This window comes from Qipengyuania zhejiangensis, from assembly GCF_035607565.1.
GTDB lineage: Bacteria > Pseudomonadota > Alphaproteobacteria > Sphingomonadales > Sphingomonadaceae > Qipengyuania > Qipengyuania zhejiangensis.
Window position 1 is genome coordinate 604,025 of the sequence record NZ_JAYKGO010000003.1, and the last position, 14,488, is coordinate 618,512.

11 protein-coding genes and 2 riboswitches are annotated in these 14,488 nt (G+C 64.2%); all 11 genes read right to left on the reverse strand.

The features are described from left to right. Nucleotides 1-36 precede the first annotated feature (36 nt). Complete coding sequence (locus tag VR863_RS10605) at nt 37-765, reverse strand: hypothetical protein (protein ID WP_324828435.1); 729 nt, start codon at nt 763-765, stop codon at nt 37-39. After that, a complete protein-coding gene (locus tag VR863_RS10610) occupies nt 752-2,848 on the reverse strand; it encodes an adenylate/guanylate cyclase domain-containing protein (protein WP_324828436.1) in 2,097 nt (698 codons plus the stop codon). The genes VR863_RS10605 and VR863_RS10610 overlap by 14 nt, the downstream gene beginning before the upstream one ends. 96 nt (nt 2,849-2,944) lie before the next feature. Further along, entirely contained in the window at nt 2,945-4,516 is a 1,572-nt protein-coding gene (gene gcvPB, locus VR863_RS10615) for an aminomethyl-transferring glycine dehydrogenase subunit GcvPB (protein WP_324828437.1), read from the reverse strand. Beyond that, complete coding sequence (gene gcvPA, locus VR863_RS10620) at nt 4,513-5,874, reverse strand: aminomethyl-transferring glycine dehydrogenase subunit GcvPA (RefSeq protein ID WP_324828438.1); 1,362 nt, start codon at nt 5,872-5,874, stop codon at nt 4,513-4,515. The genes gcvPB and gcvPA overlap by 4 nt, the downstream gene beginning before the upstream one ends. A 37-nt stretch (nt 5,875-5,911) precedes the next feature. Then, the gene (gene gcvH / locus VR863_RS10625; protein WP_324828439.1) at nt 5,912-6,283 is read right to left on the reverse strand and encodes a glycine cleavage system protein GcvH; all 372 of its coding nucleotides are present in this window, start codon (nt 6,281-6,283) and stop codon (nt 5,912-5,914) included. A 4-nt stretch (nt 6,284-6,287) separates the two neighbouring features. Beyond that, nucleotides 6,288-7,463, reverse strand: a complete 1,176-nt coding sequence (gene gcvT, locus VR863_RS10630) for a glycine cleavage system aminomethyltransferase GcvT (RefSeq protein ID WP_324829264.1) — start codon at nt 7,461-7,463, stop codon at nt 6,288-6,290. Between the two features lie 48 nt (nt 7,464-7,511). Beyond that, nucleotides 7,512-7,613: riboswitch (glycine riboswitch) on the reverse strand. Then, nucleotides 7,614-7,707, reverse strand: a riboswitch (glycine riboswitch). A gap of 83 nt (nt 7,708-7,790) precedes the next feature. After that, nucleotides 7,791-8,960 carry a serine hydrolase domain-containing protein gene (locus VR863_RS10635; RefSeq protein WP_324828440.1) on the reverse strand — a complete coding sequence of 390 codons (1,170 nt, stop codon included), beginning with the start codon at nt 8,958-8,960 and terminating at the stop codon, nt 7,791-7,793. Nucleotides 8,961-8,995: 35 nt separating this feature from the next. Beyond that, nucleotides 8,996-9,937: a sulfite exporter TauE/SafE family protein gene (locus tag VR863_RS10640; RefSeq protein ID WP_324828441.1), complete on the reverse strand. Its 942-nt coding sequence runs from the start codon at nt 9,935-9,937 to the stop codon at nt 8,996-8,998. Next, nucleotides 9,913-12,528 carry a methionine synthase gene (metH, locus tag VR863_RS10645; RefSeq protein WP_434784985.1) on the reverse strand — a complete coding sequence of 872 codons (2,616 nt, stop codon included), beginning with the start codon at nt 12,526-12,528 and terminating at the stop codon, nt 9,913-9,915. Before metH ends, VR863_RS10640 begins: the two co-directional genes overlap by 25 nt. Then, nucleotides 12,525-13,571 carry a homocysteine S-methyltransferase family protein gene (locus tag VR863_RS10650; RefSeq protein ID WP_324828443.1) on the reverse strand — a complete coding sequence of 349 codons (1,047 nt, stop codon included), beginning with the start codon at nt 13,569-13,571 and terminating at the stop codon, nt 12,525-12,527. The genes metH and VR863_RS10650 overlap by 4 nt, the downstream gene beginning before the upstream one ends. Next, the gene (metF, locus tag VR863_RS10655; RefSeq protein ID WP_434785008.1) at nt 13,568-14,473 is read right to left on the reverse strand and encodes a methylenetetrahydrofolate reductase [NAD(P)H]; all 906 of its coding nucleotides are present in this window, start codon (nt 14,471-14,473) and stop codon (nt 13,568-13,570) included. Before metF ends, VR863_RS10650 begins: the two co-directional genes overlap by 4 nt. Between the last annotated feature and the right edge of the window lie 15 nt (nt 14,474-14,488).

Sequence of the window (14,488 nt, forward strand, 5' to 3'; positions counted from 1 at the left end):
CGCCCCCGGCGCGCCCGCAATCCCGCTTGTTCGCCCTTAACCCGCCAACCGCTCGCTCAACAGGTCCAGCTGGCCGTTGCACCCGTTCTGCGCGAGCGCCACGGCAAGGTCTTCCGGATTATCCGGCACCGTTTCAAGCAGCACGAATTCCACGCGCTGTGCAGGCCCGCCATCGGGGCCCGAGAAGCCATAGATGCGGTTCTGGCCAAGTGGCAACTCCTCCGCCCCGAGCGACGCGGTCGCATCGCCATCGGCAAAGGTCACGTGAACGTGAAAATCCGACACCGCCGAACCCAGAACCCAGGTTTCCTCCCCGGCCAGCGAGGGGCGCCAGAACCCAATCGTTTCGTCGGTCGCGAGGCAGACCTTGCCAGCCTGCGTGACATCAACATTCCACAGGTTCGAATTGTGCGGCATCGCATCGCCGGTTCCGCCGCGCACCGCACCGGTACGCACCCGCGCGCCCGAACGTTGCCGCGTCAGCATGGCAAACGCCGTGCGTTTGCTGGCACCGCGCGCGCCCACACGGTGGGTGCCCGGTCCGCGCAGGATGCGGGTGCCCGCGCCCGTGAGCACGGTGATGGCATCGCCATCGCGCAAGGTGACAGACGCCGCATCGTCGAGCTTCTTGCCGACCGGGTATTCGGCCGCCGAAGGGCCGCTGGATTTCACGACGACACCCGCTTTCGCCGGTGTCACGGAGCCTAGACCCAGGGTCGCACCGATCAGAGCCGTTGCGGTAAAAAGCTGTCTAGCCGAGAACATAAATGCCTCCCTCCTCGAGGTTCTGCATGCGGTGTAGCAGGTTTTCCAGCGCAGTGTCATTCGGGTAGCGCGAAACGAGATCGCGCACGATGCCAACTGCGGTAGCATGATCCGCCGCCACAGCCGCGTGGGCCTGTGACAGGAGATCGCGGTCCGCCTGTGGGAAATTCGGGTCCGGTTCCATCAGTTCGACCGGCCTGGCACGTCCGCGCAACTGCACCCGTCCCATCGCCCGCCACCAGTCGATGTCGGAACGCTCGGCGAATTCCCGGCTCGCCATGACGCTGGAAGCGAGCTGCTTGTTGGCCGCTTCGAGCCGTGCAGCGGTGTTCATGCTGTCGCCAAGCGCCGTGTACTGGATGCGCTTGTCGCCGCCGAAATTGCCGACCACCGCTTCGCCGAAATGCAGGCCGACGCGGGTCTTGCCGATCGGCGGCAGGTCGGGATCCATCGCGGCGACTTCCGCGCGAAACGTTTCGCCCGCCTGCCAGATGGCATAACCGCACCGCGCCGCGCGCGCCGCATCGTCGGGCCGGGCGATCGGTGCGCCCCAGAAGGCCACGACCGCGTCGCCCACGAACTTGTCGATCACCCCGCCATGGTCGAGCACCACGTCGCTCAGCATGTCGAGATAGCGGTTGAGCAGCTTTGCGACCATTTCCGGCTGGATCGCATGGCTCATCTTGGTGAACCCTTCGAGGTCGGAGAAAAGAACATAAAGCTCCTTCTTTTCCCCATGCAGCGCGAGCAGTTTGGGATGCTCGAGGATTTCCTCGGCCATTTCCCTCGGCAGGTATTTGCCCAGCGCGCCTTGCGCGAAATTGCGCTGCACCGCGCCGCTGGCCCGCGCCGCGGACGTAACGGCGGCAAAGGCCACGATCCAGCCGAGGAGCCAGCCGAATGCCGGAACCCCCAGCGTGTCGGCACCGGTCGCCTCCAGAATGAACGGAACCCCGAGGAAGGTGGCAAACTGGGCCCCCAGCAAGGCATAGATACGCCAGTTGCCCCATTCGAGCAGGCCGGTCAGAACAGCGGTGACGATCACCAGCAACGCCATGGCCCACAGCGTCGACCCCGCCACCGTTGCGCGCCGGTCACCGTCGAGCATCTGGGCGATCATGTCGGCGTGGACCCGCAGCCCCGGCGGATTTTCCCCGATGACGCTGGAAAAGGTCGTCTGGACACGGTCGTAATCGATGATGTCGCCGCCGATCAGGACGTAGCGCCCTTCGATCTGGGCGCGCAGCATGTCGGCCACTTCGGGGATGGCCAGCAGGTCCTCGTCGACGAAATTGTCGATCTGGAGGCTGATGTACATCGGCTCGTTCTCGAAAGCGGGGTGGCGATAGCGCAGCGAACCTTCGTAGCCCGGCAAGCTGCTGGCCTCGTCGCCCGCAGCTTGCAGCATGGCCCGGCCGAGCACGGGGGGAAGCCCTCGCTCAATTGACGGCCATTTGCGCGTCACACCGTGCGTGTTGTCCAGCCGTATGCTGGCGGGCCGCGCATTGCTGCCTTCCAGCGCACCGAGGAATTCGAAGAGGTATTCCTGCTGCTGATAGACGATGTCGCTTTCGTTGGTCTTGATATCGGCATAGCCGATCAGCGTCGGCGTCTGCATTGCGCGCAAGGTTGGGATCAGTTCGGCATCTTCGTCCTGAGGCTGATCGAACAGGATATCGATCCCGATCGCCCTGGGGCCCATCGCGTCGATCGACTTCAGCGCGCGGGCCAGCAATCCACGGTCGAGCGGGGAACGCTTGCGGGCGTTGATCAGCGTCTGGTCATCGAAAACCACCAGCGTGATGCGATCGTCCTGTTCGGCCTTCGGCGCCAGGAGCGAACTGCGCATATCGTACAGCGCGCGTTCGGCATCGCCCGTGCCGGGGGTCTTCATGTCGACCTGTTCGGCGCCTTCGGTCCGCAGGCTTTCGGGGATCGCCTGATAGGGGATGTCCCAGCTGTAACGCGCCACCAGAAGCGCCAGCAGGACAAGAACCGCCGTCAGCGCGAGCCGCTTGGACCCGGCTTCGCGGACATTGCGCCACCCGCGCAGGATCAGTGTGTCGCGCCTATCTTCGCCCAATCACCGCCTCCCCGCGGAAAACCGAACGACCCCCGGTTTATTCAAATTGCCCCAGCGACTGTAGGGCAGCATGTCCGTGTCGCAACCCCGTTTACCTCAAACCAGGTCGGGATCGCTCCACGCCAGAACCGGTTTGCGCGCCGCCTGCGTTTCATCGAGGCGGCGGCGCGGCGCATAATGCGGCGCGGTTTTGAGGCTTTCGTCACCGGCCTTGGCGCGTTCGGCCACACTGCGCAGGGCGAAAATGAACTGATCGAGCGCTGCCTTGCTCTCGGTCTCGGTCGGTTCGACCAGCATCGCGCCGTGGACCACCAGCGGGAAATACATCGTCATCGGGTGATAGCCCTCGTCGATCAGGCCCTTGGCGAGATCGAGTGTGGACAGCCCTTCCGCGAAGCCTTTGTCGCTGAACAGTGCTTCGTGCATGCACGGTCCGCTGGGGCCGAACGGCGCATCGAGAACGTCTTCCAGACTGCGCAGGATGTAGTTGGCGTTGAGCACGGCATCTTCGGCGACCTGCTTCAACCCGTCCGCCCCGTGGCTGAGGATATAGGCAAGCGCGCGGGTGAACATGCCCATCTGGCCGTGGAACGCGGTCATCCGGCCAAAGGCATCGGTATGGCCGAACTCTGCGGCGTTTTCCTCTTCCACCAGGTGAACCTTCCCGTCGCGATCGCGCGCGGTGAAGGGCAGCGGGCCATACGGGCTCAACGCTTCGGACAGCACAACCGGACCGGACCCCGGACCACCGCCGCCATGCGGCGTGGAAAAGGTTTTGTGCAGGTTGATGTGCATCGCATCCACGCCAAGGTCGCCCGGGCGCACCTTGCCGACGATGGCGTTGAAGTTCGCGCCGTCGCAATAGACGAACCCGCCGGCCGCGTGCACGGCATCCGAGATCGCCTTCATGTCGCGCTCGAACAGGCCGCAGGTGTTGGGGTTGGTGATCATGACGCCGGCGACATCGGGCCCGAGCCGCGCCTTCAGCGCCGCCAGATCGACCCGTCCTTCGGGCGTCGCGGGAATGTCTTCGACCTTGTATCCCGCAAAAGCAGCCGTCGCCGGATTGGTGCCGTGCGCGCTTTCGGGAACCAGGATCACTTCACGCGCATCGCCGCGCGCTTCAAGCGCGGCACGAATGCACAGGATGCCGCACAGTTCGCCATGCGCGCCAGCCTTGGGGCTCATTGCGACACCGTGCATCCCGGTGAGCGCGATAAGCCAGTGGGCCAGCTCGTTCATCACCTCGTAGGCGCCGTGCACGGTGGATTGCGGCTGCAGCGGATGGACATCGGCAAAGCCGGGCATCCGCGCGACCTTTTCGTTCAGCCGCGGGTTGTGCTTCATGGTGCACGATCCAAGCGGGAACAGGCCAAGGTCGATGGCATAATTCTGGCGCGAAAGCCGCGTGTAATGGCGCACGGTTTCCGGTTCGGACAGGCCGGGCAGCCCGATCTGTGCGGTGCGTTCGAACCCGCCGAGGCGGTTGGTCCCGCCGCGGGGTTCGGGCAGGTCCACACCGGTCGTTTCAATATGGCCGATTTCGAACAGCAGCGGTTCTTCCAGCATCAGCGCACGGTTGCCGGTGGCGGTATCGGGACCGCTCATCGCGTTGTGCCCTTCGACAGGTGTGCCGGGCTTCCAGCCGGACTGGTTGGGCGCGCTCATGCCAGCTCTCCTTCGAGGGCGACGGCCAGGGTTTCGATATCCTCTTCGCTGGTGGTTTCGGTGACCGCAACCAGCAGGCTGTCGTCCAGACCGTCATGATGGGGATACAGCCGCGCGAGCGAAACGCCCGCCAGCACGCCCTTGTCCGCAAGGTTGCGAACGACCGTGCGGGCGTCGGCGCCCAGACGCAGCGTGAATTCGTTGAAGAAGCTGTCGTTCAGAACGGTCACGCCGGGGATACGGGCCAGGCGATCGGCGGCCAGGCAGGCCAGCCGGTGGTTTTCCATCGCGAGTTGCCGGATCCCTTTCTCGCCCAGCAGCGTCATGTGGACGGTGAAGGCCAGGGCGCACAGCCCGCTGTTCGTGCAGATGTTCGACGTCGCCTTTTCGCGGCGGATATGCTGCTCGCGCGTGGACAGGGTCAGCACGAAGCCGCGCTTGCCTTCGGCATCGCGCGTCTCGCCGCACAACCGGCCCGGCATCTGGCGCACATGCTTGGGATCGCGCACCGCAAAGAGGCCGAGGTACGGGCCGCCGAATTGCAGGCCCACGCCGATCGACTGGCCTTCGCCGACAACGATATCCGCGCCCAGTTCGCCGGGCGACGTGATCGCCCCCAGGGCGACCGGTTCGGTGTTCACCGCGATCAGCAAGGCGCCCTTGGCATGGGCCGCTTCGGCGATGGCGCCAAGATCGGGAATACGCCCGAGAATGTCGGGATATTGCACCACGACGCAGCTTGTCTGGTCGTCAATCCGCGCGATCAGGCCGGAATTGTCGGGCTGGCTCTGGATGGCGGGCAGTGCACCGGCGATCTCGTCGTCGGTGAATTTGGCCATCGTCCGCACGACTTCGGCGTAATGCGGGTGCAGCGCGCCCGACAGGACCACGCGTTTGCGGCGGGTCACACGGCCCGCCATCGCAACCGCTTCCCAGCACGCGGTCGATCCGTCGTACATCGAAGCGTTGGCCACCGCGCAGCCATAGAGGCGTGCGACCTGGCTCTGGAACTCGAACAGCATCTGCAGCGTACCCTGCGCGATTTCCGGTTGATAGGGCGTGTAGGCGGTCAGGAATTCGCCCCGCTGGATGATGTGATCGACCGATGCCGGCACATGATGGCGATAGGCGCCCGCACCGAGAAAAAACGCCGCATCCGCTGCAGCGAGGTTCTTCTTCGAAAGCCGCCGCATGTGCTTTTCGACCGCCATTTCGCTGGCATGCATCGGCAGGCCTTCGATGGGGCCGGACAGCCGCGCTTCTTCGGGAACATCGGCAAACAGCGCATCGATGTCGGGCGCGCCGATCGTATCGAGCATTGCTGAACGGTCGGTATCGGTCAGGGGCAGGTAGCGCATCGTATTTCCTCAGGTCCCCGGCATCGGGGGCGTAAGATCACAGGCTGTCGCAGAAGCTCTTGTAGGCTGCGGCATCCATCAAGCCGTCGAACTGCGACTTGTCGGCGATGGTCATCTTGAAAAACCAGCCATCTTCTTCCGGGCTGGTGTTGACCAGAGCGGGATCGTCTTCGAGCGCGGAATTGGCTTCCATCACTTCGCCGCTGATGGGGGCGTAGACATCGCTGGCGGCCTTGACGCTTTCGACCACGGCGGCATCCTTGCCCTTGTCGATTACGCTGCCGACTTCGGGCAATTCGACAAAGACGATATCGCCAAGCTGTCCTTGCGCGAAGTCGGTGATGCCGACCGTCGCGGTATCGCCTTCGACGTCAATCCATTCGTGTTCATCGGTGAAGTAACGGGCCATGTGTTCAGCTCCCTCGATAGTAGCGGTGGGGGACGAAGGGCAGGCTGGTGACCTTCGCCGGCAGTCTCTTGTTACGGACTTCGATTTCCAGGGCGGTGCCCTCGGCAGCGTGATCGGCTGCGACGTACCCCATCGCGATGGGGCGTGAGAGCGTGGGGGAAAACCCGCCGCTGGTGACGCGGCCGACCGGCGTGTCGCCGGAAAAGATGATCGCGCCTTCGCGGGCCGGCATGCGCCCCTCGATCGCAAGACCGACGCGCCGTTCGGACGGGCCGGAAGCAAGAACAGCGGACACGGCCTCGAAACCCATCCAGCCGCCCGTTTCGCGCCGCTTCTTGGTCAGCGCGAAGGCAAGGTCGGCAGTGACCGGATCGACCGTGTCGGTCATATCGTGGCCATAGAGCGGCAGGCCGGCTTCGAGCCGCAGGCTGTCGCGCGCACCAAGGCCCGCCGGACGGACCTCGATCTCGGCGCACAGGCGATCGCACAGCGATTCCGCCAGTTCTGCGGGGACCGAAATCTCGAACCCGTCTTCGCCGGTATAGCCCGCACGGGTAATCCGCAGCGGCCATTCGCCGAACTGGTATTCCATCGACTGCATGAACACCAGACCGTCGGGCACGCCGCGCATCACGCGGTTGAGCGCGGTGGCCGCGTTGGGCCCCTGCAAGGCAATCAGGGCCTGTTCGTCGAGGTGGGTAAGCGTCACATCGTCGTCGAGGAATTCGCGCAAGTGGGCGATGTCATCCCACTTGGTCGCGCCGTTGACGACCAGGTAATACGCCGGTTCGCCCCAATACCCTTCGGTGCCCGCATCCTCGTCCGCCGCGATCCAGGGCGTGGCGTTGGTGACCATGAGGTCATCGATGATGCCGCCTTCTTCGTTCAGAAGCAGCGAATACCGCACCCGGCCCGGCTTCAGCGTGGCGATGGCGCCCGGCAGCAGCTTTTCCAGCTCCTGCGCCGCTCTTTCGCCCGTAACCATCAGCTGGCCCATGTGGCTGACATCGAACAGACCGGCGGAATTGCGGGTCCATTCGTGTTCGGCCACGATGCCTTCGAACTGGATCGGCATGTGATAACCGGCGAAGGCAACCATGCGCGCGCCCTTGCGCCGATGCCACGCATCGAGCGGCAGCGTGCCGATTTCTTCTTCGAAAATTTCGTCTTCTTCGCTCATCAACAATCCCGACAGCATGGCGGCCCCGTTGCCGGAGCGGCGAAATTCCATGCCCCCTCTGTCGGGAAACCTGAGAGACTGACCCGCGCACTGGCGGGCTTACCCCTTCGGTGGCAACTGCCAAGGCAGCGGCGCTTTCCAGAGTGTCGATCGATGCGCACGGTCCGGTTGCCTGAGAGTTTCCGGGGCGGTTGCTCCTTCGGCGCCGAGGGGCAAGCCCCGCGATCTCTCCCGCGCGCGCCCGCCACAGAATCGCTTCCATGGCCGACCCGGTTGCCCTGCGCGATAAGCCCGCGCCGGTCAATCGCCTACAACGCCCGCACTCTCTTATTCCCCCGCCTGCATCGCCCGCCGCACCAGTTCGATTTCCTCGGCCGCGAAGCCGCCTTCTTCGGGCACCGTCCGATCGGGGACCGCGGTGGTGAAATAGGCTAGTCCGTTCCCCGCCACGGGATCGATCCACAAACCGGAACGCAATCCGTAGGCTTCGCCGGCATGGCCCATCCGCCGCGCGGTATCGGGGAACAGGTTATCGCTGCAGCCCTCCAGGCCGGGATAAAGCGTCTGCAACGCCAGGCCGTAGAAACAGAAATGCGGCGCGTTTCCTGGCGAGGGCGGGACGTGTTCCTTCAGTCTTGCAAAACCTTGTGCCGTCAGCAGGCGGCTGTCGCTGCGCAGGATCGCCTGCCCCAGCCTGGCCAGATCCATCATCCCGATCCGCACCCCGCCCTGGGGGGAGAAAATCGAGGCGTTGCTGCCAGGTACATAATTGTCGAGGTTGCACGGCATCGCTTCCGCGATCGGGATCGTGCAATGGGGCGGCCGGTCGGACGCATCGTCGCGCGCGATATCGCCTGTGCTGCGATAAAGCGTCACCGCATCGTCGGCGAACCCTTGCGAACAGCCGATCCAGTTGAGACACGCCGTGATGCCCAGCGGTGCAAAGACGGTCCGCTCGACCAGCCGGTCGTAACGCTCCCCGCTCGCCGCCTCGAGCACGGTTGCCACAAGTGGCGAACCGAGGTTGGCATATTCGAACGGCGCATCGCCCGGCGGTGCGCCGGGATACCAGGCCTCGGGCATGGCCAGTTTTTCCTCCAGGCTTTCGCCCAACGCAATGACATAACCCGCATCGTCGCGCAGGCCGGACCGATGCATCAACACCTGCGCCAGGGTCACTGGGGCATCGGGATAGCCGGGATGGCGAACCTGCCAGCCGAGATAGGTCGAGACATTGTCGTCCAGGGCGACCTTCCCCTCGTCCACCAGCCGCAGCGCGGCGAGCGCCATGACCAGTTTGGAAACGCTGGCAATGCGGACGGGATCGTTTGCCGAAACGGCGCGCGCGCTCGACCGATCGGCCAGCCCTTCGACGATCACCGGGCTGACTTCGTCCCGGTCGAACGCAACCGCCACCGCGGCGGGCGGCACGCGGGTTTCCGGCACGGTCGAGCAAGCGGCGAGCAGGATAGTTGCAGCGGTGATAGCGATGCGCATGGCGGGACATTCCGCCGCCCGCACCGCCCTGTCAATCAGCCCCAGTTGAGCCACAGGAGATACAGCGCCGACAGCACGATCCACGCCCCGTCCAGCGTCTTTAGGCGCCTCCCGCCCAGCCACAGGGCGATGGGACGCGCAAGGAAACCCCCCAACGCCGCCGCCGGCCCCGCGAGCAGGACGACTTCCCACTGGATCGTGCCCGCACCGATATGCCAGACCGAACCGGCAATCACGCTGACCGAGGAAATCAGGCAGGCTGCGCCGGTGCACAGCAGCACCGGATAATGGCGAATGAAGAGATAGAGGGCGACCAGTTCGCCGATGCCGACCGAAAACAGCGCCGTCAGCGCCCCGCCCGGAATGGCAAGAAGAAGCAGCACGGCCATGTCACCGCGCTCGAGCCTGTCTTTTTCGGGGCGGGCAAGGTTCACGGTCCACGTCGACGCGATCAAGGCGATGCCGAGCAGGATGGAAAAGCCCTTGTATGCCATCAGCACCGCGTGCTGATCGAAATCGGTCGCCCGCTGGGTCACCAGCATGGCGGGCAGGGAAAGCGCCAGCACGCCGAGCGCCACGGCAAAGAAATCGCGCACCCGGACCTGCGCCTCCAAGGCGCCGGCTTGAGGTTGGTGATACAGCCGGTCGGTCCAGCGCAGCGCGCCCATGGTCATGCCGAAGCTCTGGATGGCCATCGATACCCCGACGACCTGCAGCGGCTCCAGATTCATCACGTCCAGTTCGCGCAAGGCGTTGAACACGGGCACGAAAACGACACCGCCGCCCGTTCCCGAGGTGTTGGCGATGATCGCCCCCACCACGCCCACGCCGGGCAGGAACCACAAGGCAAGCATCAGTTCGGGCGAGGACGGGACCACGAGGCACAGCGCAGCATAGGCGATCAGCAGGCCCAGCCCCCCGATCCACACCAGCCGCCCTTGGGGCAGCGCGCTCAGTCCAGATTGGGTCGCAGCCATCGTTCCGCGGTCGCCATATCGATCCCGCGACGCTGCGCATAGTCTTCCAGCTGATCGCGTCCGATCCGCGCCACGCCGAAATACTGGGCCTCGGGATGCCCGAAATAGAACCCGCTGACCGCGGCGGTCGGATACATCGCGAAGTTTTCAGTGAGCGACAGCCCGACATTCCTTTCGGCGTCGAGCAGGTCGAACAGGATCGGCTTGAGGCTGTGGTCGGGACACGCCGGGTAGCCCGGAGCAGGCCGGATTCCGCGGTACTGTTCCTTGATCAGCGCTTCGTTGGTCAGCTGTTCGTGCGGGGCATAACCCCACAGTTCGGTCCGCACGTGCTGGTGCAACCGTTCGGCGAACGCTTCGGCGAACCGATCGGCCAGGGCCTTGAGCAAGATGTCCGAATAATCGTCCTTGTCCGCGAGGAAGCGGGCCGAATGCGGCTCGATCCCATGGATGCCCACGGCAAAGCCGCCAATCCAGTCACCCGCCGAATCGATGAAGTCGGCAAGGCACATGTTCGCCCGGTCCCGGCTCTTTTTCACCTGTTGTCGCAGGAACGGCAGCAGGACCTGTTCCTCGCGGCGCACACGGTGGATCGTCACATCGTCGCCATCGCGCGCGCAGGGCCAGAACCCCGCCACGCCGCGCGCGGTCAGCCATTTTTCCGCAACGATCCTGTCCAGCATTGCGTCGGCATCGGCCTTAAGGCTGCGTGCGCTTTCGCCGACCACGGCATCGTCGAGGATGGACGGATAGGTGCCATGCAATTCCCAGGCGCGGAAGAACGGCGTCCAGTCGATGCATTCGCGCAGGTCGGCAAGCGACCAGTCGTCGAACACATGGACGCCGGGGTGCAGCGGCGGGGCCGCCTTGTCGGACAGATACGCGTCGTAATAATTGGCGCGCGCATCTTCCAGGCTGAGCAACTGGCTTTGCGCCTTGCCGGCCCGGGCATCGCGGACCTTTTCGTATTCGGCAGCGGTCGTTTCGACGAATTCGTCGCGCTGGGTGTCGGACAGGAGGCGACTGGCCACGCCAACGGCGCGGCTTGCATCCAGAACATGGATCACCGGCCCGTCATAGGCGGGGTCGATGCGCAACGCGGTGTGCACCTTGCTGGTGGTCGCGCCGCCGATCAGGAGCGGCATGGTCATGCCCGACCGCTGCATTTCTTCGGCCACTGTCACCATTTCATCGAGCGAAGGGGTGATCAGGCCCGACAGGCCGATCATGTCGGCGTTTTCGTCTTTCGCGGTCTGCAGGATCGTTGACCACGCCACCATCACCCCGAGGTCGATCACGTCATAGCCGTTGCATTGCAGGACCACGCCCACGATGTTCTTGCCGATATCGTGAACGTCGCCCTTCACGGTCGCCATGACGATCCGGCCCTTCGACTGGTCGGCAAGGCCGCTGGCCTCCTTCTCGGCTTCGATGAACGGAATGAGGTGGGCGACCGCCTTTTTCATAACGCGGGCCGATTTCACCACCTGGGGCAGGAACATCTTACCGCTTCCGAACAGGTCGCCGACGACGTTCATCCCGTCCATCAGCGGGCCTTCGATCACCTCGATCGGGCGCGCGAACGCCTGCCGCGCCTCTTCGGTGTCGGCCACGACATGCGCGTCGATCCCCTTGACCAACGCGTGTTCGAGCCGCCGGGCAACCGGCCACCCGCGCCATTCCTCTTCCGCCTTTTCCTCGGCCAAGGTCTTGCCGCGATAGCTTTCCGCAAGGTCGATCAGCCGCTCGGTCGCATCGGGCCGCCGGCACAGGATCACGTCCTCGCAGGCCTCGCGCAAGGTGGGATCGATCTGGTCGTAAACGTCGAGCTGGCCCGCGTTGACGATCGCCATGTCGAGCCCCGCGGGGATCGCATGGTAGAGGAACACCGAATGCATCGCCCGGCGCACAGTCTCGTTGCCGCGAAAACTGAAGGACAGGTTGGACAGCCCGCCGCTGGTCTTCGCCAGCGGGCAGCGCTGCTTGATTTGTGCCACAGCCTCGATGAAGTCGAGACCGTAACGATCGTGCTCCTCGATCCCGGTTGCCACGGCAAAGATGTTGGGGTCGAAGATGATGTCTTCGGGCGGAAACCCGATCCCGGTCAGCAGTTCATAGGCCCGCGTGCAGATTTCCACCTTGCGGTCGCGCGTGTCGGCCTGGCCTTTCTCGTCGAATGCCATGACCACGGCGGCGGCGCCATAATCCATGCAGATGCGGGCCTGGGCCAGGAACGCGTCTTCGCCTTCCTTCATGCTGATCGAATTGACGATCGGCTTGCCGGAAACGCATTTCAGCCCCGCCTCGATCACCTCGAAACGCGAACTGTCGATCATCACGGGAACACGCGCGATATCGGGTTCGGCCGCGATCAGCTTGAGGAAGGTGGTCATTGCATGCTCTGAATCGAGCAAGCCTTCGTCCATATTGACGTCGATCACCTGCGCGCCGTTATCGACCTGTTCGCGCGCTACTTCCACGGCGGTCGCGTAATCGTCGGCCATGATCAGCTTCTTGAAACGGGCCGAACCGGTCACATTCGTGCGTTCGCCGATGTTGACGAAACGGGCGGAGCTTTGCTCGGTCATCATGCGGCAATCGTGAAAGGTTCGAGACCGGCAAGGTGCATGTCGCGCCTTGCCTGCGGCACGATGCGCGGGGCGATGCCCGCCACCGCACGGGCCATTGCCGCAATGTGATCGGGCGTCGATCCGCAACATCCGCCCAGCGCATTCACGCGGCCGTTTTCGGCCCAGACACGCGTTAGCGCAGCCGTGGTTTCGGGCAACTCGTCGTATTCGCCCAGGTCGTTGGGCAGGCCAGCGTTCGGATACGCCATCAGGTATGTGTCCGCGATTGCGGAAAGCAGCTGGACGTGCGGACGCAGTTGTTCTGCGCCGAAGCTGCAATTGAGGCCGATGCTGAGGGGTTTGGCGTGCTGGACGGTGTACCAGAACGCCTCGACCGTGTGGCCGGACAGATTGCGCCCCGAAAGATCGGTAAGGGTGAGCGAGATCATCAGCGGTATGTCGCGATCCAGTTCGCGCTCCAGCTGTTTCACGGCCATGATCGCAGCCTTGCAGTTCAGCGTGTCGAAAACGGTTTCGACCAGGATGAAATCCGCCCCGCCTTCGATCAGCGCGGCGCATTGTTCGCGGTACACCTCGACGATTTCATCGAAGGTCACTTCGCGATAGCCGGGATCTTCGACATCGGGGGACAGGGACAGCGTCTTGTTCGTCGGTCCGACCGCGCCCGCCACGAAACGCGCCACGCCATCGCTTGCACACGCTTCGTCAACGGCTGCCCGGATGATCTGCGCCGCCGATACGTTGATTTCGCGAACCAGGTTTTCGGCCCCGTAATCGGCCTGGCTGATGCGGTTGGCGTTGAACGTGTTGGTGGCAAGGATATGCGCGCCAGCCGCGATATAGCTGTAGCAGATTGCGCGGATGACCTGCGGCTGGGTCAGGTTGACCAGATCGTTATTGCCCTTCTGATCCTGCGCCAGACCGGTGTCGCCCGCATAATCCTGCGGTGCAAGTTTCGCGCGCTGGATCTCGGTTCCATAGGGTCCGTCCTTGATCAGGATATGGTCGGCGGCAGCCCGCTCGAATTCTTCGCGTTTGGTCATGATCCGACTTTCGGGCGCAGGCCGAGCATGTGGCAGATGGCATAGCTCAGCTCGGCACGGTTCAGCGTGTAGAAGTGGAATTGCCGCACCCCGCCTGCATAAAGGCGGCGGCACATTTCGGCCGCGATGGTGGCGCTGACAAGCTGGCGCGCCTCGGGCTTCTGATCGAGACCTTCGAACAGCCCTTCCATCCAGTGGGGGATCGCCGTGCCGCACAGGCCGCTCATCCGCTGGACGGCGGCAAAGCTCAGCACCGGCATGACGCCAGGAACGATTTCGCCGGAAATTCCGGCCGCAGCCGCCCGATCGCGAAAATCGAAAAAGCATTCCGGATCGAAAAAGAACTGCGTGATCGCGCGGGTCGCGCCCGCATCGAACTTGGCCTTCAGATTATCCAGATCGGCCTGGCGATCGGGGGAATCGGGGTGGACTTCAGGATAGGCGGCGACCGAGATTTCGAAGTCGGCCACCTTCTTCAGCCCGGCAATCAGTTCGGCGGCGTTGGCGTATCCGCCGGGATGCGGCGCATAGGCCTGGTGCCCTTCCGGCGGATCGCCGCGCAGGGCGACGATGTGGCGCACGCCTTCGTCCCAATACTCTTGCGCCACGGCGTCCACTTCCTCGCGGGTGGCGTTGACGCAGGTCAGATGGGCGGCGGCGGGCATGCTGGTTTCGTTCACGATCCGCCGTACCGCGGCGTGGGTCCGCTCGCGGGTGGACCCGCCCGCCCCATAGGTGACGGACACGAAACGCGGGTCGAGAGGCGCGAGCATTTCCACGCTGTGCCACAGCGTTTCGGCCATCTTTTCCGTTTTGGGAGGAAAGAATTCGAAGCTCACGTCGATGTCCCCCGGCAGTCCGGAGAACAGCGGCGTTTCGAGCGCCAGCTGGGCTTCGCGCATCTGGTGCATGGTCGG